Here is a 26,355-nt window from a genome sequence, read left to right as displayed (position 1 = left end):
GGAGTGTTCCGTCAGCGGGAGTTGGTGGTCGCGGCCTGTTCGATGATGCGGGTGACCGCGCCGGGCTGGGAGACCGTGACGGCGTGCGAGGCGTCGATCTCGGTGGTGTGGGAGTGGGCGCGGTGGGCCATCCAGCGCTGTGCGGCCACGGGGATGTTCTTGTCCTGGCGGGTGATCAGGTTCCAGGAAGGGATGGACTTCCAGGCGGTGGCGGTCGCGGTCTCATCCAGGGCGTTCGCCGCGATGGGGCGCTGGGTGACGGCCATGCGGGCGGCTTCCTTGGCGGAGACGTCGGCGGCGAACTGGCCCCGGAACTTGTCGGGCCGGATGTAGAGATCGGTGCCGGTGCTGCCGTCGGGCTGCGGGAAGGGCACCTTGTTCAGGGTGGCGCCGAGGGTGCTCCCGGGGAACTTGCCCGACAGCTCGCTCGCGCTCTCGCCCCGGTCGGGTGTGAATGCGGCGATGTAGACGAGGGCCTTGACGTTCTTGTTGTCGGCGGCGGCCTCGCTGATGACCGAGCCGCCGTAGGAGTGGCCGGCCAGGACGACGGGGCCCTTGACGCTGTGCAGGACGCTGGCGAGGTATGCGGCGTCGCTGTGGAGTCCACGCAGGGGGTTCGCCGGAGCGATCACGTGGTAGCCGTGGCGCTCAAGGCGGTCGATGACCCCGTTCCAGCTCGCCGACTCCGCGAAGGCACCGTGTACCAGCACCACCGTCGGCTTCTGCTGATGCTTGTGGTTCTGCGCGGTGTCCGTGTCGGTCGCCGGACCCGCGTTGGCGGCGGCCAGTCCTGCCGCGCCCAGGACCGTGGCGGCCCCCATGGCGGCGGTGGCCAGCAGCGAACGGCGCACGATCGACTTGCTCATGATCAATCCCTTGTCAGGTGGGGTTCACGGCCCGGTCGGGCCGATTCCAGAACCTAGCCCACGATTCCCTCGTGTGCAAGTTAATCGGGTGTGGTGCAATAGGGGGCAGGGAAGTGCTTGTCCCTCACACTCGGCAGGCCGCCAGGTCAGACCACGAGACTCCCGAAAGGCGTACCGCAATGACGCCCCGTACCACCGGACCCGCCCCGTCCGCGCCGGCTGACAGCCCGGCGGGCGACGAGCCTTCGCTGTACCTGGAGGATCAGTTCTGCTTCACCCTCTACAGCGCCTCGCGCGCCGTCACCGCGGCGTACCGCCCCCTGCTCGACCGGCTGGGCCTGACCTACCCGCAGTACCTCGTCATGCTCGTCCTGTGGCAGCACGGCACGATCACCGTGAAGGACCTCGTCCGCACTCTCAACCTCGACTACGGCACGCTCACGCCCCTGCTCAAGCGCCTGGAGACGGCAGGACTTCTCGAACGCCGACGCCGCGCCGAGGACGAGCGGGTGGTCGACATCACCCCGACCCAGGACGGCCTCGACCTCCGCCGTCTCGCCCTCGCCATCCCCCCGGCCCTAGACGAAGCCTTCAACCTCCCCGGCCAGGACATCGTGACGGCCAACGCGGTCCTCACGCAGCTCATCCGTAACCTCACCCACGCCGAATAAGCGGCCCAGAAGAGGGCCACTGCCCGCGCCGACAGCGGCAAGCGCGTCATGGCCGCGCTCACCGAGGAACTCGACCGCCGGGCGCCCGCCACCGCCTGCGTCTCCCTGATCGCCACGGTCCGGCCCCCTTCCTCTACGAAAAGTTCGGCTTCGCCGGCACCGCCACCCCCACTCGATCGGCCTGCACCGCGTCACCACCCAACGGCGGGCGGCCGGCCCACCACCGGCGCAGCTCTGGTCCCTGAGGTCGACGGCCACACCCGGACATCTCGGAGCGGTTCGCCTCAGGAGGCGGTCGCGGACTGTCTCCGACGGCTATCCGTAGACACACGTGGGGTCGGCTCCGCGCAGCAGCCGAGTCCGCGGTGCCCAGCCTGTGACGGTCCGTCCTCGCGGCAGGCCTGCCGTGCGGAAATGCTGGCCGGCGCAGATCGCCGGGCACGTCACCTGAAACGGCGACCGGTCCGCCTTCTACCACGTCGTCGAGCTGAGGCCGGTCGAGACGACCATCGTCGACCGCAAGGACGGTCGCACGGCCGCTTTCACAGTGGACCGGGGCGAGTAGTACCCGAAGGACAAGTTCCCCACCGTCGACGTCTACCGCAACCTCGACCACGCGGGCCTGCGGCTGCTCACCTGCGTCGGCGACTGCTCCGCCGCCGACCGCCGCTACGCGGAGAACAACGTCGTCTACGCCACCCTCACTCTCACCCACACCGACTAAACCCCGGCAGCGGCGGAACGACGGCACCGCGGGGGCCTGAACACCGCGCCCTGAGAACGGAGTTGACGAGACTTCGGGCGTCTCCGTTCACGTTGCGTGTGCTGCTCGGGAGGCCTGCCTGGTCTCAGGGCCGCTCGCGCTCGGGGGGTGCAGGGCTTGCGTGGACACCAGGAGGCGGTCGGGTACGGGTCGCCACCGATACCAACCGCGACTCGCAGTGCATCACGGTGGACAGGCGACAGGCTCCAGCATGCCGAAGGCGTCGAAGACCGGAATGAGGAGTTGGTTGAGACCGGCGTAACTGAGCGTTTTCAGCGTTGCGGCTTCAGGGTGAGAACGGCTTTGGCGGTGAGGGTCATGCGGTTGGGGCTGATGCGGGGTTTGTGGAAGATCTGCCATGACTTCAGTCGTGCCATGCCGTGTTCGACCGGTGCTCGTGCTGTGGCCGGGGGCCGGTTGGCGGTGCGCTGGGTGAGGGTGAGTTCACTGCCTGGTGGCGTTTGAGGCTGGTGGTGACCTGGGGGTCGGCGTCCTGGTGGGCGCGGTCGGCGAGGGCGGGGGCGTCTTGGCGCTCGTAGGTCCGGATGATGTGGTGGGTGCGGGCGGCGGTCAGGTCGTGGGTGCGGTCCGGCAGTGCAGGTGAGATCCACGGCGCCTCACCGGCGGGATCGGTGCCGGCGTGGACGTTCACGTGGTGCCGGCGGTGTTTGGCCGTGTAGTCGGTCCGGCTGTTGCCGACGCGGTGGCGCTCGGTGAGTGTCCTGTGCAGGAGGACGAACTCTGGGTCAGGCTCGCGTGGCGTCTTGGGCAGATCCGGAGCCTGGTCGGTGAGCAGGCTGGTGACAGTTGTGACGTAGGCGTGGGCAGTGCCGACAGATAGGGCGAAGCCTGCCGTGATGCGGGAGAGGGTGTGGTGGCGGTGCAGGTGCACGAGAGCGGCGAGCGCACGCTGGTGCGGCGGGAGTTTGCACCGCCGGTCACCCTCGCGAGTGACGATGAGCATCCTGACCCACACCGCAAACCTGAAGTCCTGGAGGATCTTCCGCAGGGACCGCAGCTGGCCGAACTCGCTTGTCGTAATTCTCCGTCGCCGTCCTCGCACAGAGCGTCAACGCTGCAAGCGCTCATTGATGAAATCTTCGCCGTCCTGGAGGCTGCGGCGGACAGGGGACCGGTGACGCACGACTGGCCGGACCGGACCTGGACTCTGTCGCGTATCAAGTCGCCGATCGGACGCCGGTTCCATGAGAGGTTCAATTCCCGGCGTTGCGGTGCTGCTCAAGCGGCACCGGCCACCCGCCACGTGCCGTTTGAGCAGCACCGTCGAGCGGGACGATGAGGCGACGGTCGGAGGGGTGAAGAAGATCTGGCCGAACGTGGAACGGCCGCGGCGTGGTCACTGGTCCTCGAACTCGTCCCGGATGACGCGGGCCAACTCCGCCGGCTTGCTGAGAAAGGGGGAGTGCGACGAACGTATTCGTCGGATTCGCTGAGCTCGCCCGGCCATTGCTTCCTGGAACGGCACCGGCATGGCTTGGTCTTCCTCGCAGATAATGTAGGTACTGGGCACCGTGCGCCACGCCGCCTCGGTGAGAGGCTGGCTCACCGACGCCAGGGACTGATGGCCGAGCCGGGCGGAGCACTCCCGGGCCAGGTCCGGATCCACGTCGCCGTACAGGACCTCCACCGGATCGGACACATCGAAGTAGTCCCGTTCCACGTTGTCGACATGCTGTTTGTGTACATCCCAGGCGGACGGATATATCCCGTTGACCAGGGAAAGGAGCGATTCGCCGACATCATGCATTATGGCGCTGAGGTAGATGACACGCTGAACGTTGCTCATCTTCCCGGCTGCCTGGCTGACCGGGCATCCACCGTAGGAATGGCCTACCACCACGGTGGGGCCGTCGATGGCCGCCAGTTCCTCGGAGAGTGCTTCCGCATCCTCGTAGAGGGTCCCCAGTGTCTCTGTGTCATGTCCACTGCTGGGTAGTGCCACAGCTCTCACCTCGACATCAGGCAGGTGGTCGATCAATTGTTTCCAGCACCATGGGCCGTGCCAGGCTCCGTGTACCAGAACGAGAGTGGGCGAATTGGTCATGTATTCCTCTTCTGCGGAGAGCGACTGACCGGACACTCGGTTGATGAACCGCTCGACGTTGTGCGCCGGGTGTGGGCTTCGGAGGGCGAAGGCTGTTGGTCTGCCGTACCGCCTCTTCGGAGCCAGGGGCCTATATATTCCAGCCTGAGCTATATTCCAGGCTGAGCGCAGTGCCGGACGATCGATCGGCAAACCGCCGATGATCACCTGCGCGCTCCTGCGACTGTTGGCGATGTCATCGAGTGGGTCGGCATCGAGCACCAGCAGGTCTGCGCGCGTACCCGGGACGATGATACCGCGGTCGCTCAGGCCGAGACTTCGGCTGGCAGGAGGGTGGCGGCGCGAATGGCGGCCAGTGCGGGAATACCTGCCCGGACATTTGAATCCAGCTCACGATGCTCGGAAAATCCCGGGAATTCTGCGTCTATACCTGTATCGGCTGACAGTAGGGTCCGGACGCCAATTTTGAACAGCAGGCGCAACCCGCTTTCCAGGACTTCGTAAGCTCTCACCCGGTCAGTGTCAACAGAAGTTGAGAACTCTCTCAATTGGTACGGGCAGCGGCCCGGTCGGCCGGTGAGACCGTTTCTGCGAGTGCCTTGTCGTCCAGCCATGAGAATTCCCCAGAAAATCCCGTCGGGATGCTCATCGATGTGAACACAAACACATCGCGTTCCAAGATCATGTCGATGGGCTCTTTGTCCGGACCTGGCTCGCGGACCGTGTGGGCGAGCCCATCCACGCCGGCGTGCACTACGGCCTTGGCATCCTCGATTTCAGGAACGCGACGCGTGAAGCAGTCATCGGCGACCGGAGGGTCACGGGCTTGTCGGCCGCAGTGATCGCTGAACTCGTAGCCGAGGTAGGTCCGTTGTGGCACGACCGGCACCAGGCCGTGTTCGTGTCCCGACCGCGGAAGCGTGCGGTCGGTGCCGGTGCGAAGCACCGGCTCGTGTTCGTCGCCCGGCTTCTGGCGACGCACGTCCATCTTCGCCACGCAACCACCCGCGACGTGCTGGCCTGCTGGTTCGGCGTGGACCGCTCCACCATCACCCGGGCCATCGGCGAGATACGGCAGCTGCTCGCCGAGCGGGGGTGCACGATCAGCCCCGGCGTGCGACTCAGATCGCTCGCCGAGATTGTCGACCACCTCGGCGCCAGCAAAATGAACGGCATCATCGACGGCACCGAGATCCGGGCCCGCCGGCCAGCCGCCGGACGCAAGGACCGGGACAAGTTCATCTCCGGCAAGAACAAGCAGAACGCCGTCAAGTCCATGGTCCTCACGGCCGGGGACGGACGGGTGCTCTTCTGCAGCCCGGCCAGCCCCGGAAGCTGCGCGGACATCACTCACGCCCGCCAGTTAGGGCTGGTCAACCTCCTGGCCGACGGCCCGGCAGTGGAGATCCTCGCCGATGCCGGCTACCAGGGCCTCGGGGCTCAGACCGGCGGCCGGGTGGTGACACCACCGCACCGCAAGTTCAAGAAGAACGCCCCGGACTGGTACGAAGAAATGCACGAGAGACAGCGCAAGGCACACTCCTCGCGACGCATCCGGGTCGAGCACGGCATCGCCCATTTGAAGAACTGGCGGGCCCTGGCCCGCCACCTCGGCCGCCGCGAACGCATGAGCGACACCGTTCAAGCCGTTGCCGCCCTACTCAGCCATCAGCGAGCCGAGGACCTGATCCCTGCCCGATAGCGGTGAAAACCCAGCCCCACCGGGCCGCTCGACGCCTAAGCGCCTACCGTGCACGAGCTCGTTACGCTGACCACCTGCATAACAACCGGTGTCCACGATCAAGGCTGAAGCCCCTAGGTCTTCCCGGCGACCCCTTCGACAGGACTCCCGCTTCTCCACTCTCGCGCCAGGCCCGACGCCACCGCTCGACCGACCGCACGCTGATCCGCAGGACAGCGGCAATCTCCGCGTCCTTCTGCCCGCCCTCGAAACGCTCCACGGCCTGGAGCCGGCATGTGCCGCATGACGAAGGAAGCCAGTGGCCTCGGCCTCACCGTCCGCTTCGAGCCCATCGCAGCAACAGCCAGACCAGCACACTCACCCGACTTTTCATGTCAGAGCCACGGTAGTGGGTCAAGCCCCCGCCGACCGGCCCTGCGGACATCATCTGAACACTCTTCTGACTGCTTCCTGACATCGCGCGCCTACTGTCCCGCGCATGCGCACATCTCCCTACCGTCCACGCGGTCACCAGGACGGCACCCTTTGGACCCTCCGGCACGCGATCGGTGCCACCGTCGCGGTGTCGGCGGCCGTCATCGCACTGGTCACGCCGACCGCGGCCGCCAACGCCGCACCGCACAACCCGTCGCCCAGCGGCGGCGCGGCGGGACAGGACACCGTCACCACCCACACCGGTGCCACGACCGCACAAGAGCAGGACCGGGTCAACCGCTACTGGACCCCCGAGCGGATGAAGCTTGCAGGCGCGCTGGTCCCCGAGATCACCCCTGTGCCCGAGGACGACAACACGCCCGACGACCCGCATCCGCTTCCCGCGAACACGCCGGACTCCGGGGCCGTGTGGACACATGGCGGGGCGGTGGAGAAGAACGTCGGCCGCCTGTTCTTCACCTTCTCCGACGGCTACGACGGCAGTTGCACTGCGACGGTCGTCACCAGCGTGAATCGCAGTACTGTCATCACCGCAGCACACTGTCTGAGAGGCGTCGGATCGCCTTCCGTCGACGACACCTGGAACCACAACTTCTACTTCGTGCCTGGCTATCGCAACGGAACGAAACCGCTCGGCGGCTTCAGCGTCAGGACCATGGCCACCTCTTCCCGCTGGGACACTGATCCGGACACCACGGAGTCGTCGGATGTCGCTGCCGCCGGCTACGACGCGGGACTCCTCGTGGCGAACTCCAATGCCGGAGGGCACCCGATCGAGGACGTCACCGGAAGCCAGCACATCGGGTTCGGTGAGCCCGTCGAGGGCGAGTTCGTCCACGCCTTCGGATACCCGGCCTACGGACTCAACGACCCCGGGGACAAATACGTCGGATCCCGCATGATCCACTGCGCGGGCACGAGCCATCCCGGTCCCAAGGTTCCCCTGCTCTGGGGTGAGACCTGCGACATGTCTGCCGGGTCGAGCGGTGGCCCTCACCTGGCCCACTTCGATACCCGCACCGGCATCGGCACCGTCGTGGGCGTCACCACCACCAACGAGGAACTCGCGGGCGGGCAGACCCCCACGCTCTACGCCACGCGCCTCGGTGACAGCGCCCACAGACTCTACGACTGGGCGCAGTGGTGTCAGTAGTACCCCGTCAGGCGTTTCTCCGACGCTCAGCCACCGCCCCAACACGGTCGGGCAACGGCCGGGAGTCGCAGCCCCGCTACCGGCACAAGCCTTCGGGGATCTGACGGCAACATTCCCAGGCGAGTTGCAGCCCTCTGCGGGGAGTTCTATGGCCGAAGGCGTCAGGAGGGGGCGTGCCGGGCGCCACGCCAGCGCGGCGACAACGAGCTCACGGATGCACGTATCTAGGCCGTGTATCGAAAGTGGATCTTGGGCTGTTGTCGCCGTACGCGTGAACGCGGCCAGTCACGTACGAGCGAAAGGGGCCGCTCGTTGATGCGGTGAGTCCTGTTGCTCGGCACTCTGCTGCTGGTTGGCAAGGGGCGGCGGAGGGCAGTTGACGATGGTCTTGGACCCGCAACGCTGGTTGGAACTCCGGCGGTTCCTTGCCCTGTTCGAGTCCGGTGCGGTGACTTTGACGGAGATCGCCAAGGACACGGGCCTGAACAGGAAGACGGTCCGCAAGTATCTGTCCGGGCAGGCCCCGGCCGAGCCGCCGCGGAGGGTGTCGGACGGCCGGCCGCGCAAGAAGGCCGTGGACGAGGTCGCGCCACTGATCGACGCGATGCTGTGGGCGGAGATCCTCATCAAGGGTGCGGTGGTGCACGAGCGCCTGGTGAAGGGCTACGGCTCCACCATCAACTACCAGCGCGTCAAGCTCTATCTGCAGGAGGCCCGTCCGTGGATTGCGGAGGAACTGGGCATCGCGCCTGGGGAGTTGGCGGGCATGCACCGTCGCTTCGAGGTGGTGCCCGGGGCCCAGGCCGACTGGGGTGACGAAGGAAGCGTCCTCGCCCACCTGGGCATCCCGAAGGTCTATTCGTTCCACATGACCCTGTCGTACTCCCGCGACCCGTTCTGCTGCTTCACCACCAGCCAGGATCTGCAGACCTTCTTCGACTGCCACAGGCGGGCGTTCGCCTACGGAGGGGTGCCGATGCCGATCGTCTACGACCGGACCAAGACCGTCGTGCGCCGGCATGTCGCACCGGGCGAGGCGGTCCCGCTGCATCCGGAGGCGGTGGGCTTCGCCGGCCACTACGACTTCGACATCGACGTACTGGCCGCCTACCGGCCCACCGGCAAGGTCCGGGTCGAACGCCAGGGTTCTGATCGTCCGACCACGTGCTCGCCGGGCGGGCCTTCTCCTCCGTCGAGGAGATGGACGCGGCGTTGATGGCCTGGGTGCCGCAGCGACGCGCCCGCACCCATGCCACCCACCACGAGGTCATCGGAGACCGGGCCGCCCGCGACCACGCGGCCCTCAAGCCGCTGCCACCCACCCCCAATCTGTTGGCCGAACGGCAGCTGCGGCATGTCGGCAAGGACTGCCTCGTCGCCTTCGACGGCAACCTCTACTCGGTCCCGGCCCGCAAGGTCCGCCCCCGCCAGCTGGTGGAGACCCGGGCCACCAAATCGCAGATCAGCCTGCACGCGACCACTCCCGGCACCGACGGCGAGAGTCTGCTGGCACTTCATGACCCGGCTGTTGGCCGTGGTGTCCGCGTCGTCGAGGAGAGCCACTGGAGTGGGCTGCCCGAGGGGAACAACCGGCGGACCACGACCGAGGTGTCCTTCTCCCCTCCGCAGCGGGACGCCGCCTCCGGGCAGGGCACCGGACCGCTCCTGGCCCTGCTCAACAGGGCCGCGGCCACCCGGATCGAGGTCGGCCGCCGGCCGCTGTCGGTCTATGACGAACTCACCGGCCCCCGGCCCTTCAACCCCCGTCCCCAGAGCAAGGAATCGCCTTTAGCGAGCTGACCGGCAACCGCATCCGCTGCGAGGAGGCCGGCCCGATCGTCGAGTTCACTTCGGCGAGGACGGCCGACGGGCCACCTACTCGTTCGCGGAACTGCCGTATCCCGGGCTCCATGCCGATCTTGCCGCGGCCTGGGCCCGCAGGACCAGCCCGACGGGCGACGGCCTGCGGACCCGCGCAGCCGCCGAGTACGCCTGGGCGGTGATCGGACGGCTGATGAGATGGCCGGGCGAGCGCCCGCCCGTCCGCCACGGACGTTGCGCGGACTGGCTCTGTCTCACCTGCGGCGTTTCGACCAGCACCGACGCATGACGATCCGGGCCACCAGCACCGTGCTGGAAATGGCCCAGGTCAGAGCCCTCCTGAGGGAGGTCGAGCCGGCCGGTCTGCTGCGAGAGGACGTAAGGAAGTATCTGGACCGGCCCGGACAGCTCTGCGGCCGCTGGCGGGAGGTCCATTCCAAGGAGCCGCCGCCCGGTTACCCGGACCGCAAGTTCGCGGCGATCACGGGCGCCACTCGCAGGGACGCGGTCGCGATCCGCCAGCGTCTGCGGGTCTTCCGCACGCTGATCGAGCGGTTCGAGACGGCCCCGCACACCCTCAGCGAGGTCGAGCGGGCACAGGCCAAGAGGTCCTAACAAAGGCGCCGGACGTGTCTGAGGGTGATCAGGCAGGTGGCGAGGCCGAGGAATGTCTCATGGATGTCGTCGCGTCGTTCCCATCGGATGCGCAGGCGGCGAAAGCCGTGCAACCAGGCGATGGCGCGCTCGACCACCCACCGTAGATGCCCAGGCCGGAGCCGTGTTCGACGCCTCGCTCGGCGATGACCGGGCGGATGCCGCGCTGTCACAGCAGGCGCCGGTACTCGTCGTGGTCGTAGCCGCGGTCGGCAACGAGCGCGTCGGGCCGGTGTCTGGGCCGGCCGACGACAGCGGCAACGGCCGGGATCTTGTCGATCAGGGGCAGGAGCTGGGTGACGTCGTTGCGGTTTCCGCCGGTCAGCGACACCGCGAGCGGGATGCCCTGGGCGTCGGTGACGACGTGGTGCTTGCTGCCCGGCCGTGCGCGGTCGACGGGGCTGGGTCCGCTTTTGGGCCACGTCGAGCGGCCCGCACGTGGGAGGAGTCGATCACCGCCCGCGACCAGTCCAGCTTCCTCGCGGCCCGCAGCTCCTTCGGCAGCACCAGATGCAGTGCGTCCCACACACCGGCCTCGTTCCAGGCGGCCAGACGCCGCCAGCACGTCATCCCCGAACCGAAGCCCAGCTCCTGGGGCAGGTACTCCCACTGGATGCCGATGTGCAGCACGAACAGAATCCCGCCCAACGCCTGCCGGTCCGGGACCCGTGGCCGGCCCTCGACCACCTTCGGTGCCGGCTCAGGCAACAACGGCTCGATGGCAACCACAGTTCATCCGACACGACCCACGGCCGCGACTCCCTCTTCCCCACGACCAGACCAACGACCACCCAAGCCGAAAGTCACATGATCAACGACTTCTGTTAGGACCTCTAAGGAACTCGCGCAGATGCTGTGGACCGGCGAGGTTCCCCCGCCGGTGAAGGCCAAGGGCAAAGGCGGACACCTTCCCGATCTGGCCGCGCTCATGGTGATGGGGGGTCTCTCGGGCCGGAACGGCGAGACGGTCAAGGAACTGGCTGCCGACCTCCGCGTCCTCGACGGGCGGGCGGTCGTGGTCAATCTGCTCAAGGGGCGCCGGAACAAGGCCCGCACCCGCCAGACGATCCACTGGGATGTCGGGAGGGGGAGCTCCCGCGTGCATACTCCCGGCGGCTGGTTTCCGCTGCTCAACGAGCTTGCCGAGCCCGGCCGCGCGTTCAGCGGATCGGAGCGGGTGTGGTCGATTTGGACCGGCGACACTGCCGGCGGTCCGGAGGACTTCAAGGCCGCTCGCTGCGCTGCCAAGGGTCACATCGACCCGTTCAGCCAGACGCTCGGACGTCAGTTCGAGTGGAACAACTGGGTCTCCCGGCACGGGCTGACAGCGAATGCCCCCGACGAGGAGGCGGAGCCCCAGTCGTTGGTGCTGACGATGAACCGACCGAAGAAGACGGCCGAAGTCCGCTCCACGCGGGCGGTCGGTGGGCACCTGCCGTCCGCGTCACGGACAAACACGCCGGATGTATCGTTCCTGCACTATCTGCGCAACGACCCGTCCATCCGGGACTGGGCCAGAAGATCCTCACCGAGGCCCTGGAGGGCACCGAGGCGTCGGCCCGTGCTTTCCGGGGACGGATCTTGGACGAGCAGATGGCCAAGGAGGCCGGGCACGATCCCGCGGCCGCGGCCGATAAGCTGGGCACAGGAATTCCACGATTACTCTGACCCCGCGAATGCCGGCGTCGGTCAGCCGGTCGCTGCCTGAGCTGATGCCGTCCCGGAGCTTCTCGGCGAGGTCGTTGACCTGCTTTTCCGTGATGTGCAGGGGGTTTCGCAAAAGCCAGCGCTTGAGTTCGTCGACACCGTCCTGGAGGCGACCGGACAGGTCCTCGAGGTTGCCCAAGACCTGCCAGCCGACGAACCACCCCACCAGCCCCAGGACCACGAAGCCGCACAGGGCCGTCAGGGCCGTGGCCAGGCCCCTTGGCACCCCGTGCCGGTGCATCCGGGCCCACGGTGGGCTGCAGGAGGGCCGTGATGAGCAGGGAGGCGACGAAGGCGAGCACCAACACCTTCACCGATCTGATGACCTGGACCAGCGCCCAGATGGCCGCCGCAAGGACGAGCAGCCGCCATCCGACCTCCGCCGCGACGCGAAGGCCCCAGGGCCCGGCCGTGAAGGGGGCCGGTCTGCCGCGGGAGGCCGACGACCGGGGCGGCGCCGGCGAGCCTTCCTCCCCTGGGTCGGCGATGGGCACCTCCGACGACCGCCCGGCTGTCGGCTCCCCCTTGGCACTGAGTGCTTCAGCCACTCACCAATTCGCACGACCGCGCCTGATCCTCAGTCGGGACGCCCGGACGCGTCAGGTGTTCCCTGCGTGCGACGGAAGGCCCGTCATCCCATCCGCCCGGGAATGAAATCTAATAGCAAGATCCACTCGGCCGAGGTGAAGCTGTGCTCGAATGGCTGGCGGATCACCTCGATGGGGGCAGCCGTAGGCGGCGCGGCACTCCTTTGCACTCGGACTCCGCAGATCTCCGACACCCCTCGCGGGCCGCCGTCGGGTGTGCAAAGAGCGTTGAGCGTTGATCGAATCACCGCGCGGGAGGCACGGCAGGGAATGGCGGAAGCACGGCAGGGGAATCGCGGAAGGGAATACCGAGAGCCCTCACTCACTTCGTTCCTTATACGGATCACACCGCCTTCTGTGAATCGCGCCGAGAAGCAGGGGAGGGATGTCGTATGAGGTACCGGGGTCAAACCGCGCGCGCAGCAGCCGAAGCAGCCATCGCAGCGGAGGGCGTGGAAGGTACCGCCGAGGCGCTGCGGTCCCTCCTGGAGAATTCGGCCGCCGCGATCGCCGTATGGGACACGGATCTGCGGTGCACCTGGGTGAACGACGCCTTCGCACGCTACGACGGCATACCGCGGCGGCACCGACTGGGGCGCCCACCGCAGGAGGCCCTGGCGGGCGACACCGCCGGTCTCGCGACGATCATGCGGCGGGTCCTGGCCACGGGCGACTGCGTGACCGGCCTCAACTACCCTTCCGGAGCCGGCGCGGAGCAGCTCGCCGGAAGGCGCTCGGCGTCCCTCGTCCGGCTGAACGACGGGGACGGCCGCCCGCTGGGGGTCTGCCTGGTCGTCCTCGGCAGCGCGGACGGTCCGCCCCGGGCCGGAGACCGACTGGCCGTGGTGAGCGCGGCGGCCTCCAGGATCGGCACCACGTTGGACGTCATGCGCACCGCTCAGGAGCTGGCGGACTTCACGGTGCCGATGTTCGCCGACTACGTGACGATCGACCTCACGGAGGCGGTGCGGCTCGGCGAGGAGCCGCTGGAGCGGTACGGCCTGTCGCAGGGGCGTGTCCCCACCTTCCGCCGCGCCGGCCAGGCCTCCGTCCGCACCGGCGCCCCGGAGTCCCTGTGGGTGCCCGGCGAGGTGGTCTACGTGCCCCGCCCGTCCCCGTTCCTCCGTGTCCTCTCCTCGGGCCGCTCGGTGCTGGAGCCGGTCCTCGACCCCTCCCACGACGTGTGGCTGGAGAACGATCCCGCGCGGGCCGAGAAGATCCGCGAATTCGGGATGCACTCCCTGCTGATCGTGCCCGTCCTGGCGCGCGGGGTCCTGCTGGGGGTGGCGGTCTTCGTGCGGACGGAGAATCCGGCGCCGTTCGACGAGAGCGACCGGATGCTGGCCGAAGAACTCGTGGCCCGCGCCGCCCTGAGCCTGGACAACGCCCGTCGGTACACCCGTGAGCGCCGGACCGCCCTGGCCCTCCAGAACAGTCTGCTGCCCCGCCGCGTCTGCGGCGGCACCGCCATGGACGTGGTGGCGCGCTACCTTCCCGCGGACGGTCCGGACAGCGTCGGCGGCGACTGGTTCGACGTGATCCATCTGCCGCGGGGCCGTCTGGCGCTCGTCGTCGGTGACGTGGTGGGGCACGGCATCAACGCCGCCGCCACCATGGGGCGGCTACGCACGGCCGTGCGTACGCTCGCCGATTTCGACCTCGCCCCCGGCGAGTTGCTGACCAGGCTCGACCGTACGTTCATCCGTCTCATGGAGGACGACGAGGAGAGCGGCGGGCCGGTCCCGTCCATGGGGGCCACGTGCGTGTACGCGGTCTACGACCCCGCCACCCGGTCCTGTTCAGTGGCACTGGCGGGGCACCCGCCGCCCGCCGTCGTCGACCCCGAGGGCACCGTCACGTTCCCGGAACTGCCGCACGGCACCCCGCTCGGACTCGGCATCTCCCCCTACGAGACCGCGGAGTTGGAGCTGCCCGCGGGAAGCACGGTGGCGCTGTACAGCGACGGGCTGGTCGAGGAGCGCCACGAGGACATCGACGTGGGGATGCGGCGGGTCAGCGCGGCCCTCGGACGCCCCGGGGACTCGCTGGAGGACGTGGCCCGGGCGGTGATCGGCACGCTGCCGGGCAAGGTTCCGGGGGACGACGTGACACTCCTGCTGGCCCGCGGCCTCTGAGCCGTCGGCAGCGGGCCCTGTCCACGCCGCCCTCGCCGGACGCGGCACCGCCTCCCCGCGGCACCTCAGCCCAATTCCCGTGGCCCCGCCACCCCTGGACAGGTCGGTGTGGGCGTGCCGTCCGGCCAACCGGCGCCAATTCCTATCGTTGTATTGAGGTGCGGACCCCCTCCGTGACTCGTGCGTGTCGGCGCTGCAGGCCTGGTCCCTGCGGTTCGTGGAGACCTTCGCCGAGGACACCACCGCGGCATTCGGCGAACACCTTGTCCTCAGCGAGCGCAGCGGCCGCAGCCGCGGGGGGGCCGGGACATTCCCCCACCGCGGCGCCCGAAGGGCGCGCTGACCGACGGTCTGTGTCCCGCCGGGCGACGACCGCGAGCGGGGACGTCCGCTTCCCGGCATCCACGGCAACGACGGCACGCTCCGGGTCAACCTCGCGCACATCGCGAAGGTACTCGACACGGCCCGCGGCGCGCTGAACGCCGCCGGCAACCGCGCCGTTCTCGCCGAGGTGGGGCTGCCCATCATCGAAGGCGGCCCGCTGGACGGGCCGGTCACCGGCGGTTGGCCGGCCGGTCCTCGCTGGCAGGACGGAGCCATCGACTACACCGGGGCCGGCTCCTGGCCCAGCATTCCTGAGCACGGCCTGCTTCATCGTGATCAGCTACCTGTCGGGGATGCGGTCAGGCGAAGTCCGGGAACTGGCCCCCGACTGCGCGTTCACAGAGACCGGTCCGGACGGTCGTATCCGCCACAAGTTGCGCGGCAGGGTCCTCAAGGGCCGCAAGCTCACCGGCGAGGAAGCTGAATGGGTCGTGCTCGACATCGTCCACCAGGCCGTCGCGCTGCTCGCCACCGTCAACGACGACCCGACCCACCTGTTTGGCCACAAGGGCATGACCAGCAACAGCCTTGTCCTGTTCGGCTCGGTCAACAGGCGCCTAAACGACTTCCGCGACCACCTCAACGAGCTGTTCAGCACCCCGGACTCCCCCTACGTGCCGCTCCCCACGGCCACACCGGCGCCGGATAACGACACGCCCGCTCACGATGAACCAGAGCGTGAAGAAGTGGAGGAAGAACCCATGCCCTGGCGGTTGAGTACCCGGCAGTTCCGCCGCACGCTCGCCTGGCACATCGCGCACCAGCCGTTCGGCGTCGTCGCGGGCGCCCGCAGTACCAGCACGCCGAACTGGCCCTGTTCGAAGGCTACGCGGGTACCTCGGCCTCCGGGTTTGCCGCCGAGGTCGCTGCCGAACGCGCCATCGCCCAGCTGGACTACGTCGAGGACCTCTACCGCGACTGGAACGACGGCCACCGCACCAGCGGAGGCGCCGCCGGCCGCGTGAACGCCGAGTTCGATCGAATCCGCCGGGAGCTGGGCGACCTGCCCGGAATCACCGCCAGCCCCGCCCGGCTGCGCACCATGCTCCAGCACCTTACGAAAACCCTTCACCCCGGCGTACTCAACGACTGCTTCTACCAGCCCTCCTCCGCCCTCTGCGCGAAGCGGGCCCAGCACACGGGCCGGCCCCTGCCGCTGCTGACCATGTGCCTGACCTGTCCCAACGCCCGCCGCTCCAGCGTCCACCTGCCCCGCCTGACCACCGCCCGCGCCCAGGCCCAGCGCCCGCTCGACGCCCCGGCCGGACTGTCCCGCCTCCAGACCGCCGCGCTGACCACCCACATCGCCGAACTCGACCACGCCATCGCAGAACTCACCTCCACCGAAAGCCCCGACGCATGAATGACCCCGCCGAACTGCGGCTGCGGCACGCCCTGGAACACGCTGGCATTCCCGTACGGCCGGGCACGGACCAGGCTGTCGTGCACGCCTTCGAGCGGATCGTGACCGGCAACCCCGAACACACCAGCGGCGCCCTGACTGTCTCCACGCTGTGCACGGAAGCAGGTATCTCGCGCGCTACCTACTACCGCTCACCCCTGGCGAAGATCATCACCGGACTGCTCCGGACACCGGACGCGCCCCGACCGCAGACCGACACCCTGACGGCGGAGATCGCCCGCCTCAACAAGGCGGACCGTACGCTGCGCTCCCAACACGCGGCCGAGCAGCGGGAGGCACGCGCCACCATCGCCGCCTACGCCAACCACATCCAGACGCTGAGCCTGCGGAACGCCGAACTCGAAGCGGAGAACGCCACCCTGCGCGAAGCTCTCCGCCAGAGCGGTACCGTGGCCTCCCTCCCTGTGACGCGTTGAATGCTGCCGCCGGAAGGACTTCCCACCTCCTCTCCAGTGGGGAGGTGCTCCTATGCCTTTGGCCAGGGAAAACACTGCTGCGTTGAGATCGGGTACCGACGCTGACGCCCACATGGAGGGCTTCGCCGCTTGGTCCAAGGTCGATCAGGGCTCTTCCGGGCGGAGAAGATCTCGGCGGGGAACGCAGGTTCCTGGAGGCGGAGCCGAAGATCGATGTCGTACACCCTCCCTCCGGAAGGGTCATGTCGCTACATTCGCGCTGTCCTGTGAGGCGTCTTCCTTGGACTGCGGCTTCAGGACGCCCCGCCCACGCGTACGGTCTATCTCGCGCCATTCCGGCCGCAGGCCGGCCAGATTCGTGGTGAGGAAGTACGCGGCGGCGCAGGCAAGCAGCACCGGCACGAGTCCGACAGCGGTCACCACCGCCCCGGCGAGCAGCCCGCCGAGAGGGATGCCCGCCCAGGCCAGCGAGTCACCGAGCGCGTTGACCCGGCCCAGCATCCGGCGCGGCACCCGCTCGACGAGGACGGCTCCCAGCACTGGATTGACGAAGCCGGCACCGAACCCACTGACCGCGAAGACGGCCAGTACTGCTCCCAGCGGGGCATCGAAGGCGAGGATCAGGAACCTCGGTGCCCCGGCCAGCAGGAACCCACCGAGAACCACCACCCGCCGCCGCAGCCGGTGCGCGACCACCGCGGCGATCAGGCTCCCGCCGACCCCCGCCGCCCCCATCACGCTGCCCATCAGGCCGATCGCGGTCGGCCCGTTGCCCGACTCCCTGGCCCAGACCGGTACGAGCACCGAGGTGATCGCCGCATCCAGCAGGTTAGTGATGCCGACCATGACAATGACGGCGAGCAGCAGCGGCTCACCGCGCAGGAAGGTGAAGCCCTCGCCAAACCGCCGCCAGTAACCCGGTCCCGTCTCCCCGGCCGACGAGGGGGCTTCCTCGATCGCATGGCCCATGCCGCGAGGAAGCGCGAGTTTGATGAACACGGATCCAAGGGCGAAGCAGCCCGCGTTGACGGCGAGTCCGGTCAGGGGACCGAGCAGCGCCACCAGGGATCCGCCGGCCGCCAGGCCGACGGTAGAGGCGAGCCGCTCGATCACACCGGCCAGACCGGTGGCCCGCTCCAACGGCACCCGGCCGCGCTCGGCCGCTTCCGGGACCATCACCTCCTTGGCCAGGTCGCCGGGGCCCCGGGCCGCGCCGATCAGCGCGACCAGAACCAGCAGAAGGGGAAAGGACAGCAGGTCCAGGGCGTGGAGCAGGGGAACCGCGGCAGCGGCGATCGCGCTGGCCAGATCGGTGGTCCAGGAAACGGCCCGCGGGCCGATCCGGTCCACCAGAGGTCCGGTGAACGCCTTGACCACCACGTAGGGAGTCATCTCGCAGAAGGCGACCAGTCCGGTCTGGGTGGCGCTGCCGGTTGTGACGAGAACGAACCAGGGCAGTGCCACAACGGAGATACGGGTGCCGGTCAGTGACACGGCCATGGCCGCCAGCACCCCGCCCAGCGGCTGTAAGAACCTCTTGCCGGGTATGCCGCCAGTCTCCGAGGCGTTGTCGGTCATGAGGTCGTGCTTCCTTGCTCTTCCTGGGGGTCGGAAGGGAGCGACGACGCGGCGGGCGCATCCAGTTCGGGCAGGATCTGCGTGATCACGGCGACCCGTTCGGCTCCCTCCGGGGCGTTTGCCGCCGTCTCCGGCGCGTCTCGCCGGTAGCGCGCAATGAGTTCCGCCAACTCCCGGTACAGGGCGGCGGCTTCCTCGGGTGTGAGCCGCAGGGCCCAGTCGCTCATATCGAAGGTGTTTCGCCATGCGCGGGGCATCGTCTGAAGCCCGTTCAGGGTCTGCTGGGTGCGCAGGGTGTAGATGGCTGCGACGGACTGTAGGTAGGCCAGAGTGGCGTCGGGCTCCCGCTCGGCCAGCTCCGGATCGTTAAACCAGGTCGTCCGGTGCACCGAACGCCACCAGCGCTCTCGCGCGTTGCCGCGTTCGGTGTCCTCCTCGACGAAACCGGCCGCGCCAAGCTGCCGGAGGTGGTAGCTGGCCGTACCGGAGTTCACGCCCAGCCGCTCCGCGAGGCGGGTGGCCGTCGACGGGCCGTGCTTCCGCAGCAACCCGACCAACTGCACGCGCACCGGATGCGCGAGGGCTCGCAGCCCCTTGGCATCCAGAACAACCGAGTCAGCTTCGGTTTGCGGGCCGTCCGGCCTCGCTTGTGGGTCAGTCATACCGCGCACTCTAGACCGCAAAGACTTGTTCGCAAAGGAGTCTTCGCGAACAAGTCTTTGCGGTCTAGGGGGCCTTCGCTGTGCCACTGCTCGTCTACGGAGGTGCGCCGCCTGAGACACCCTGCGGCTGAGACACACGTACAGGTCACATAACGCCGTCCAGGACCACGCCTGGCGGCAGCATGTCGAAGGCCGCAAGGGCCAGGTCCATCCACACGGCGGTGACGTCGCGCCCGGAGCGGGCCTGAAGCCGGACGGTGTCCTTCTCCCGCCAGACGACGGTCCTGTGGCCGTCGAACTTCATCTCGTACCGCCAGCCCGGCCCGACCGGCAAGATCGGGACGAGCTCGGCGAGCGCGACATCGACGGGGAAGTCCACGCACTCAGGCTCCGGCCGCCGCGGCGCCCGTGCACGCGGAGAGGGCCTACCGAAGCAGGCGCATCACCGCCTTCACGGCCAGCGCGAGCGGCGTGTCCTGGGCGGCCAGCGCAGTGCCGTAGGCGATCGCGACATGCTCGATCGCCTTGATCGCGGCGCACAGGACGCGGGCCTGGTGCTCGGTGAGCTCGTCGCCGGCGTCGACCGCGAGCCAGGTGAGGGCGATCGCCGCGAGGACGACGAACGCAGCGAGCAGCGTGAGGGTGTGGAACAGCTGGGACATCTCGGCCTTTCCGGGGCCAGACGACGGTCGCCGGCCTCACCCCTTCCGCCGGGAACCAGGCCGCCTTACAGGATGGGGATCGCGAAGTGAGACGCACGTCACGCGAGCGCGTTCGGGCTCGCTGATTCAAGGCCGCCCCGCTCCTTGCGGTCGCTGCGCGGCGTGGGACACCATCAAGTCACTCGTTCGCACGCTTGTGCGATTTCGAGTTATGGTGGATACCTGGAGAGGACACAGTTCAGGGAGGGGCACACGACAAGACGGGAGGTGTGAAGCCGTGGCTGCATCCCGCGCGCCCCGGCCTGCGGGTCGCCTCCGGTTACTCCGCCCGCTACGGCGCCTCCCTCCCCGATGCCCTCGTGCGGCGTGCTGCCGAGCGCGGGATGACGACGCTCGCGCTGACCGACCGGGACACCGTCGCGGGCACGGTCCGCTTCGCCAAGGCCGCCGGTATCCGCCCAGTCTTCGGCGTTGACGTCGCCGTCGCCCCCTTCACCCCGCCCGACCCGGCAGCCGGTCGGTCGCGTACACCCGTACGCGGCGGCGCCCATGTGGTGGAGCCGCCGTTGCGGATCACGCTGCTCGCGCAGACTCCGGCCGGGTGGGCGCGGCTGTGCCGCCTCGTGTCCACTGCGCACGCCGAGGCGGACGGAGGCCTGCCGATCGTCTCCTGGCCGGCCCTGCGCGAGTTCGCCGACACCGACCTGGTGATCCTGCTCGGTCCCGGCTCCGAACCGGTCCGGGCCCTGTCCACCGGCCGCCCCGACGTCGCCGCGCAGCTGCTCGCTCCGTGGCGGGAGCTCGCGGGAGAGCGGCTGCGACTCGAGGCTGTGTATCTGAGCCGACAGGGCACCGGTGCGGGCTCATTGCGGCTGGCCGCGCGCACCGTGGGCCTGGCCGACCAGCTCGGCGTGCCCGCGGTGCTGACCAACGCGGTCCGTTACGCCGACCCCGACCAACACCGGCTGGCCGACGTGCTCGATGCGGCCCGGCTGCTGCGGCCCGTCGACCGCCGGCACCTGGACGGCGGCGAGCGCTGGCTCAAGGGCCCGGCCGCCATGACGGCGGCCGCCGAGCGCATCGCCCAGGCCGTCGGCGACGACCCGGCCCGGGCCGTACGCCTGCTGGCCGACACCGAGGCCACCGGCCAGTTGCACCCTCACCCCCGCTGATCTCGGGCTGGGCCGGCCGCACTTCCCCGAGCCGTCCGTCGTCGGCGCGGGCCCGGAGCCCGGTGCGGCCATGCGCCTGCTGCGACAGCGCTGCGACGCCGGCATGGTCGCCCGCGGCCTAGACCGTGACGAGCGCGCCGTACGACAGCTCGACTACGAACTGGACGTCATCGGCCGGCTCGGGCGCGGCTTCGAGGCGTACTTCCTTGCCGTCGCCCAGGTGGTCGCGGACACCCGGGCGCTCGGGATCCGGGTCACCGCGCGCGGCTCCGGCGCCGGAAGCATGCTCAACCACGCCCTTTTCATCGCCACCGCCAACCCTCTTGAGCACCACCTGCTCTTCGAGCGCTTCCTCAGCGAGCGCCGTACGTCGCTGCCGGACATCGACCTCGACGTCGAGTCCGAGCGGCGCCTGGAGGTGTACGACGCGATCATCCGACGGTTCGGGCGGGAACGGACCGCGGTCACCGGCATGCCCGAGACCTACAGAGCACGGCACGCCCTCCGGGACGCTGGACTTGCCCTCGGGCTTCCGCCGCAGGTCGTGGGCGACGTGGCCAGGAACTTTCCGCACATCCGGGCCAAGGACATCCGCGGCGCCCTCGCCGAACTGCCGGAGCTGCGGCAACTCGCCGCGCAAGCAGGGGAGTTCGGGCCGTTGTGGGAACTGGCCGAGGGCCTGGACGCGCTGCCGCGCGGCTACGCCATGCACCCGTGCGGGGTGATCCTGTCGAACGTGTCGCTGCTGGATCGGCTTCCGGTGCAGCCGACGCCGGCCGGTTACAGCATGGTGCAGGCCGACAAGGAGGACGTCGAAGATCTTGGACTCCTGAAACTCGACGTCCTTGGAGTCCGCATGCAAAGCGCCATGGCGCACGCCATCGCCGAGATCCAGCGGGCGACGGGGAAGGCTCTCGACCTCGACAACCCGGACCACGTCTCCCTCGACGACCCGCGCGCCTTCGAACTCATCCAGCGCAGCGACACGGTCGGCCTCTTTCAACTGGAGAGTCCTGGTCAACAGGACTTGGTGGGGCGGCTGCAGCCCCGCCACATGCAGGACGTCATCGCCGACATCAGCCTGTTCAGACCGGGCCCGGTCAGCGGGGCATGCCCGCTTTCGATGGCCTCCAGGGTTCAGCGGTGTTCGGCCCAGCGCCGGCCACGGACCGGATCGACCGGCAGCAGCGACTCGATCCGGTCCCGCATGGCATCAGTGATCACCAGCCGGACAGGCATATCCGATCAACTGACCAACCCGGCAAGGAGACAAGCTCTAGTTTCACCCCCGACCAGCGCCCCTGCGTGACCCGTACGCGCCCGCGCTAGACGAGGGGGACGGCACATGGCTGAAAGGCGTTGAAAGTGCGGCCCCCGAGTCGAGGTCGTCCGGGATCATGAAGCATGCTCCCGGATGACTGGCACCTCACCCAAGACGTCGACGACTTCCTCGCCCGAGCCGGGGACTTCCTCTGCTCGCGCGCCGCCCTGCACACCACGCCGCTGACGGACATCGAGAAGCTGCGGATACGTAGGGCGGCCGATCCCGACGCCGAAGCCGCCGTTTTCGGCCGAATGGAGTCAGAGGGCGAGGTCCGCGCGATCTTCTATCTCACTCCCCTCGGACGCCTGGGCCTCACACTCCTTTCTGTCGAGCAGGTTGAGACCCTCGCTGCACACTTGGCCAGCCTCGGCCACTCACCCGCCAACGTCATCGCGGACCACGACACCGCTGGCGCTTTCGCCGAGTCATGGCAGCAGCACACGGGCGCGGCGTCGGTACCTTTCTGGCGGACGCATCTTTACCGTCTCGGCACACTCACCCCACCGCAGCCGCGTCCGGAGGGCCAGGGCCGCCTCACAGGCGGTAAGGACCGTGAGCAAATCGTGCGCTGGTGCCGTGAGTTCTGTGTCGACGTCGGGGAGCAGCCCTCCATCGACTTGATCGACGCCGGCTCCTGGGAGGGCTCGCGTTTCGGCGACAGGCACTTCACGTTCTGGGAGACCCCGGAGGGCACCCCCGTCTCGATGGCGGCCTCGACCTCGGTCGTCGGCGGCATGGTCCGGGTGGACCCCGTCTACACCCCTGCCCACCTCCGCGGCCGCGGCTACGCGGGAGCTGTGACGGTCGAGGCGAGCAGGGCCGCGCTGACCGCGGGGGCGACTGACGTTGTCCTGTTCACAGACCCGGATAACCCCACGAGCAACGCCCTCTACCAGCGCATTGGGTACGTCCATGTCGCCGACTTCGCCGGGTACAAGTTCTCCTACGGCGCACCAGAGGCCGGGTGAGGGTCGCCCCTGGGCAACGGCCTCGGAAGGCTCGTCTCAGTAGCCCTCGCACCGGCGATACGGCGGGCTGTGCGCAACATCTGCCGCGGACCGCTGCGCGAATAGTGCATGGATCGAATACTGCTTCTTCACCAGTAGCCCTCAGTCCGGAACGCGGCTGCGTCTAACGAGACCACGCCCACGGCCTGGTCCTCCTGCGAGGCAGACACCGGAAAGAGGTCCGCGACGCTGCCGGCGACAAGCTTCCCGAGGGCGAGATCCGAGCCGATCCGTGGGTCGTCATCGAGGCCGTCGCCACCGCCGTCACCGTCCTGGAGAGGCTCCACACGAGCACCTGGCTGTTCCCGGCGACGTTGTTCACGGACTGCCGCGACCGCGCGACCATCCTGCGCAGTCGCGTCGGCGGTTCCCGGTCGGAGACCGGGATCAACCACGGCATCGCCGAATTCCCGGGCTGGGTGAGGACTTACTGCACCGAGCACAGCCGCAGCGATCACATTCCACCCGACCCGGTCCACCCGGCCATCTGCTCCTCCTCTCGCCTGCGCCGCACCCTGGCCTGGTTCATCGTCCGCCGGCCGCGGCGCCTCGTTGCCGCCGCCATCCAGTACGGACACCTGCGCGTCCAGATGCCCCTAGGCCACACCGACCCTCGGGAATTGCATCAGACGGGCGGGAAGTCGCAGGTCACCTGCTCACGGAGAGAATCTGGCGGACTCCGACACTACTGCGACCCAGCAGCTTGACCAGGCACGTTGCCAACGTTATCCCGTCTGATGCATGAGCTGCCCTCCAGAAGGGATGGTCTGGAGTGGTGCATCAGCAGAAGGTGGCCCGGGCTGGGTCGGCGCACCTGGAAGTCGTCTCCGGGGTGGTTCATCTGCGTCCCGAGGACACGATGTTCGACGCGATGTTGCGGGGCTGGCGGGCCCAGCAGAAGTCGCGAGGGCTGACAGACGAGACGATCGACCCGAGGGAACGGCTGATCCGCCGGTTCCTCGATTTCACGACCGAATACCCGTGGCAGTGGACGCCGGCTCACATGGACGAGTGGTCCGTCTCTCTGACGAGTGAGAAGCACCTGGCGCCCTCCACGGTCCGCAGCTACCAGGGCACGGTTCGACTGTTCACCGAACTCCTCATCGACGCCCGCTACGGCTGGAGCCCGGCGTGCGAAGAAGCCTTTGGCGCTTATCCGGTGGCCATCGCTCACGAGTGGAACACGCCCCCTCACCTGCAGGACTACGAGGGCGACCGCGAAGCGAGGCCGTTCACCCGGGAAGAACTGCAGCGGTTCCTCGACTACGCCGACGACCAGGTCACACGCGCGGTGAAGTCCAAGCGCAAGGGAGCCCTCGCCGCCTACCGGGACGCCACCCTCTTCAAGGTCATCTACGGGTGGGGACTTCGCCGGACCGAGACGTCCAAGTTGGATGTGGTCGACTTCGGGCGGAACTCGAAGGCCCGCCAGTTCGGCCGGTACGGCACACTCAACATCCGCTATGGCAAGGCGAAGAAGGGGCAGCCGTCACGGCGTCGGAACGTGCTGTCGGTGATGGACTGGGCTGTCGAGGCGGTCGCAGACTATGTGCGGGGCGTCGACGGGGCGGTTGCATGGCTACCACTGGCGGACAATCGCCGACGTGCCGGTGGACGACCGCCGGGTGGTGGTTCGTGTGCGAGTGCGGCGCCTGGCGTGTCCCACACGCGGCTGCCGGCAGACCTTCCGTGAGCAGATGCCCGGAGTGCTGGAGCGATACCAGCGCCGCGCGGCCCGTCTGACCAGGCAGGTCAAGGACGTGGTCAAAGAGTTAGCGGGCCGGGCTGGATCGCGTCTGCTGGCGATACTCGCAGCGGGCCTGTCGCGTCACACGGCCCTGCGCACCCTGCTACGTATCCCGTTACCCACCGGGCGGGTGCCCCGCGTGATCGGTGTCGACGACTTCGCCCTGCGCCGGCGGCACCGCTACGCCACCGTGCTGATCGACGCCGAGACCCATGAACGGATCGACGTACTTCCCGACCGCACCGCCGACACGCTGGAAGCATGGCTGCGCGAGCATCCGGGCATCGAGATCGTGTGCCGAGACGGCTCAGCCACCTACGCCGAGGCCATCCGCGCCCTGCCGACGCAGTCCAGGTCGCCGACCGGTGGCATCTGTGACACAGCCTCTGCGAAGCCGCCCTGAGCGAGGTGAAGGCGCACAGCACCTGCTGGGCTGCCGTGCTGGACGCGCCCATCTACGATGGGCCCCGCGCGCAGACGACCATGGAACGCTGGCACCAGGTCCACAACCTGCTCGAGAAGGGCGTGGGCCTGCTCGAATGCGTCCGCCGACTGCAGTTGGCACTGAGCACCGTCAAACGCTACGCGCGGGCGGACCGGCCTGAGCGCATGCTCCGCGTCCCCAAATACCGCGCCAGCCTCGTCGACCTCTACCGCGAGCACCTCCGCAAACGCCGGGCCGAAGACCCCGCCGTCCCCGTCCAGCACCTCTTCGAAGAGATCAAGGCCCTCGGGTTCGCCGGCTGCCTGAACCTCCTGCACAAGTACATCAACCAGGGCCCCGCGGACGCCGACCGCAGCCACATCTCCCCACGCCGGCTCGCCCGGATGATCCTCACCAGGCCCGACAACCTCAAGGCCGAACATCATGATCTTCTGGCACGGCTCACCGCCGCCTGCCCCGACATGACCCAACTGGTCGCCGTTGTCGGGAGCTTCGCCAAACTCCTGACGCCTTGTGCAGGAAATGCCCACGGCCTCTCGCGTTGGATCGCCGAGGTTCGCTCAGCCGATCTGCCTCATCTGCACGCCTTCACCCGGGGCCTGGACCGAGACCGCGACGCCGTGGACGCCGCACTCACACTTCCGTACGGCAACGGCTCCACCGAAGGTGTCAACACCAAGACGAAGCGAATCGCGCGCCAGATGCACGGCCGAGCAGGCTTCTTCCTCCTCCGCCACCGAATCCTCCTCGGATAGCACCACCCTCCGTCACGACCGAAAGTGAGACAGGGCCGCTCGTTTGACAGACCCGACTCCGTCGATGCAGGTGGCGGCTGCTGGGGCCGGTGGTTTGACGATCGGGTTTGGTTTTTCCTCGGTCATTGGGTGACCTCCTGTTTCTTCTCGGCGAGCTGGCGCAGGATGTCGGCGAACGTTGCTGGGTCCTGTGCTCCGGCGACTCCATAGGCATTCTCGAA

The 26,355-nt window shown here is 68.5% G+C and carries 20 protein-coding genes and 7 pseudogenes; 14 read left to right on the top strand and 13 right to left on the bottom strand.

Annotation, left to right across the window (positions count from 1 at the left end):
* Positions 1–11: 11 nt before the first annotated feature.
* Positions 12–866, bottom strand: a complete 855-nt coding sequence (locus tag ACFXI4_RS39315; protein ID WP_385000869.1) for an alpha/beta fold hydrolase — start codon at positions 864–866, stop codon at positions 12–14.
* Between the two features lie 179 nt (positions 867–1,045).
* Here ACFXI4_RS39315 and ACFXI4_RS39310 point away from each other — a divergent pair, with 179 nt between their 5' ends.
* Together ACFXI4_RS39310 and ACFXI4_RS39305 are read left to right on the top strand one after the other, a co-directional pair.
* On the top strand, positions 1,046–1,537 hold the full coding sequence (locus ACFXI4_RS39310; RefSeq protein WP_385000866.1) for a MarR family winged helix-turn-helix transcriptional regulator: 492 nt from the start codon (positions 1,046–1,048) through the stop codon (positions 1,535–1,537).
* A gap of 36 nt (positions 1,538–1,573) precedes the next feature.
* Positions 1,574–1,730 (top strand): annotated as a pseudogene (locus ACFXI4_RS39305) (GNAT family N-acetyltransferase); the annotation flags it as partial.
* An 842-nt stretch (positions 1,731–2,572) separates the two neighbouring features.
* Here the strand turns inward: ACFXI4_RS39305 and ACFXI4_RS39300 are convergent.
* From ACFXI4_RS39300 to ACFXI4_RS39285, 4 genes and pseudogenes are all read right to left on the bottom strand, one after another.
* Positions 2,573–3,264, bottom strand: a pseudogene (locus tag ACFXI4_RS39300) (transposase family protein).
* Positions 3,265–3,657: 393 nt separating this feature from the next.
* Complete coding sequence (locus tag ACFXI4_RS39295) at positions 3,658–4,365, bottom strand: alpha/beta hydrolase (RefSeq protein ID WP_385000863.1); 708 nt, start codon at positions 4,363–4,365, stop codon at positions 3,658–3,660.
* A 305-nt stretch (positions 4,366–4,670) separates the two neighbouring features.
* On the bottom strand, positions 4,671–4,877 hold the full coding sequence (locus tag ACFXI4_RS39290) for a hypothetical protein (protein WP_385000860.1): 207 nt from the start codon (positions 4,875–4,877) through the stop codon (positions 4,671–4,673).
* A 32-nt stretch (positions 4,878–4,909) separates the two neighbouring features.
* Positions 4,910–5,362 (bottom strand): hypothetical protein, encoded by a 453-nt coding sequence (locus ACFXI4_RS39285; RefSeq protein WP_385000857.1) that lies wholly within the window; start codon positions 5,360–5,362, stop codon positions 4,910–4,912.
* Here ACFXI4_RS39285 and ACFXI4_RS39280 point away from each other — a divergent pair.
* Positions 5,318–6,067, top strand: coding sequence for a transposase family protein (locus tag ACFXI4_RS39280; protein ID WP_385000853.1), 750 nt, complete (start codon positions 5,318–5,320; stop codon positions 6,065–6,067). The genes ACFXI4_RS39285 and ACFXI4_RS39280 overlap by 45 nt on opposite strands.
* A 61-nt stretch (positions 6,068–6,128) precedes the next feature.
* On the opposite strand, the gene ACFXI4_RS39275 is transcribed toward ACFXI4_RS39280, so the two are convergent.
* Entirely contained in the window at positions 6,129–6,326 is a 198-nt protein-coding gene (locus tag ACFXI4_RS39275) for a helix-turn-helix domain-containing protein (RefSeq protein ID WP_385000850.1), read from the bottom strand.
* A 219-nt stretch (positions 6,327–6,545) separates the two neighbouring features.
* Here ACFXI4_RS39275 and ACFXI4_RS39270 point away from each other — a divergent pair, with 219 nt between their 5' ends.
* The 3 genes and pseudogenes from ACFXI4_RS39270 to ACFXI4_RS39260 all read left to right on the top strand — a co-directional run bounded on the left by ACFXI4_RS39270 (position 6,546) and on the right by ACFXI4_RS39260 (position 10,091).
* On the top strand, positions 6,546–7,655 hold the full coding sequence (locus tag ACFXI4_RS39270) for a trypsin-like serine peptidase (RefSeq protein ID WP_385000847.1): 1,110 nt from the start codon (positions 6,546–6,548) through the stop codon (positions 7,653–7,655).
* A 382-nt stretch (positions 7,656–8,037) separates the two neighbouring features.
* A pseudogene (istA, locus tag ACFXI4_RS39265) lies at positions 8,038–9,455 on the top strand (IS21 family transposase).
* Between the two features lie 306 nt (positions 9,456–9,761).
* On the top strand, positions 9,762–10,091 hold the full coding sequence (locus ACFXI4_RS39260) for a hypothetical protein (protein WP_385000844.1): 330 nt from the start codon (positions 9,762–9,764) through the stop codon (positions 10,089–10,091).
* Here ACFXI4_RS39260 and ACFXI4_RS39255 read toward each other — a convergent pair.
* Positions 10,088–10,903, bottom strand: a pseudogene (locus ACFXI4_RS39255) (IS5 family transposase). The gene ACFXI4_RS39260 and the pseudogene ACFXI4_RS39255 sit on opposite strands and share 4 nt — an antisense overlap.
* A 77-nt stretch (positions 10,904–10,980) precedes the next feature.
* Between ACFXI4_RS39255 and ACFXI4_RS39250 the strand changes: the two are divergent.
* From ACFXI4_RS39250 to ACFXI4_RS39230, 5 genes are all read left to right on the top strand, one after another.
* On the top strand, positions 10,981–11,838 hold the full coding sequence (locus ACFXI4_RS39250; protein WP_385000841.1) for a hypothetical protein: 858 nt from the start codon (positions 10,981–10,983) through the stop codon (positions 11,836–11,838).
* Positions 11,839–12,876: 1,038 nt separating this feature from the next.
* Entirely contained in the window at positions 12,877–14,559 is a 1,683-nt protein-coding gene (locus ACFXI4_RS39245) for a SpoIIE family protein phosphatase (protein WP_385000838.1), read from the top strand.
* Positions 14,560–15,215: 656 nt separating this feature from the next.
* On the top strand, positions 15,216–15,908 hold the full coding sequence (locus ACFXI4_RS39240; protein ID WP_385000835.1) for a hypothetical protein: 693 nt from the start codon (positions 15,216–15,218) through the stop codon (positions 15,906–15,908).
* Complete coding sequence (locus ACFXI4_RS39235; protein ID WP_385000832.1) at positions 15,905–16,306, top strand: hypothetical protein; 402 nt, start codon at positions 15,905–15,907, stop codon at positions 16,304–16,306. The genes ACFXI4_RS39240 and ACFXI4_RS39235 overlap by 4 nt, the downstream gene beginning before the upstream one ends.
* Positions 16,303–16,782, top strand: coding sequence for a hypothetical protein (locus tag ACFXI4_RS39230; RefSeq protein ID WP_385000829.1), 480 nt, complete (start codon positions 16,303–16,305; stop codon positions 16,780–16,782). The genes ACFXI4_RS39235 and ACFXI4_RS39230 overlap by 4 nt, the downstream gene beginning before the upstream one ends.
* A 240-nt stretch (positions 16,783–17,022) precedes the next feature.
* Here the strand turns inward: ACFXI4_RS39230 and ACFXI4_RS39225 are convergent, their stop codons facing one another.
* The 4 genes from ACFXI4_RS39225 to ACFXI4_RS39210 form a co-directional block, all read right to left on the bottom strand.
* Complete coding sequence (locus tag ACFXI4_RS39225) at positions 17,023–18,360, bottom strand: MFS transporter (protein ID WP_385000826.1); 1,338 nt, start codon at positions 18,358–18,360, stop codon at positions 17,023–17,025.
* On the bottom strand, positions 18,357–19,022 hold the full coding sequence (locus ACFXI4_RS39220) for an ArsR/SmtB family transcription factor (protein WP_385000823.1): 666 nt from the start codon (positions 19,020–19,022) through the stop codon (positions 18,357–18,359). The genes ACFXI4_RS39225 and ACFXI4_RS39220 overlap by 4 nt, the downstream gene beginning before the upstream one ends.
* Positions 19,023–19,167: 145 nt before the next feature.
* A complete protein-coding gene (locus ACFXI4_RS39215; protein WP_385000820.1) occupies positions 19,168–19,401 on the bottom strand; it encodes a hypothetical protein in 234 nt (77 codons plus the stop codon).
* 46 nt (positions 19,402–19,447) lie between these two features.
* Positions 19,448–19,684, bottom strand: coding sequence for a hypothetical protein (locus ACFXI4_RS39210; RefSeq protein WP_385000817.1), 237 nt, complete (start codon positions 19,682–19,684; stop codon positions 19,448–19,450).
* Positions 19,685–19,965: 281 nt separating this feature from the next.
* Here ACFXI4_RS39210 and ACFXI4_RS39205 point away from each other — a divergent pair.
* A pseudogene (locus tag ACFXI4_RS39205) lies at positions 19,966–21,973 on the top strand (PHP domain-containing protein); the annotation flags it as partial.
* 23 nt (positions 21,974–21,996) lie between these two features.
* On the opposite strand, the pseudogene ACFXI4_RS39200 reads toward ACFXI4_RS39205, so the two are convergent.
* Positions 21,997–22,095, bottom strand: a pseudogene (locus ACFXI4_RS39200) (IS5/IS1182 family transposase); the annotation flags it as partial.
* Between the two features lie 165 nt (positions 22,096–22,260).
* On the opposite strand from ACFXI4_RS39200, the gene ACFXI4_RS39195 reads away from it, so the two are divergent.
* Positions 22,261–23,148 carry a GNAT family N-acetyltransferase gene (locus tag ACFXI4_RS39195; protein ID WP_385000814.1) on the top strand — a complete coding sequence of 296 codons (888 nt, stop codon included), beginning with the start codon at positions 22,261–22,263 and terminating at the stop codon, positions 23,146–23,148.
* Positions 23,149–23,276: 128 nt separating this feature from the next.
* Here the strand turns inward: ACFXI4_RS39195 and ACFXI4_RS39190 are convergent, their stop codons facing one another.
* Positions 23,277–23,474 carry a hypothetical protein gene (locus ACFXI4_RS39190; RefSeq protein WP_385000811.1) on the bottom strand — a complete coding sequence of 66 codons (198 nt, stop codon included), beginning with the start codon at positions 23,472–23,474 and terminating at the stop codon, positions 23,277–23,279.
* 1,263 nt (positions 23,475–24,737) lie between these two features.
* Here ACFXI4_RS39190 and ACFXI4_RS39185 point away from each other — a divergent pair.
* Positions 24,738–26,134: pseudogene (locus tag ACFXI4_RS39185) on the top strand (ISL3 family transposase); the annotation flags it as partial.
* Positions 26,135–26,355: the final 221 nt, after the last annotated feature.

The organism is Streptomyces sp. NPDC059224, from assembly GCF_042754285.1.
GTDB lineage: Bacteria > Actinomycetota > Actinomycetes > Streptomycetales > Streptomycetaceae > Streptomyces.
The sequence above is the reverse complement of the archived record's forward strand: the minus strand, read 5'-3'. Positions and strand labels throughout refer to the sequence as shown.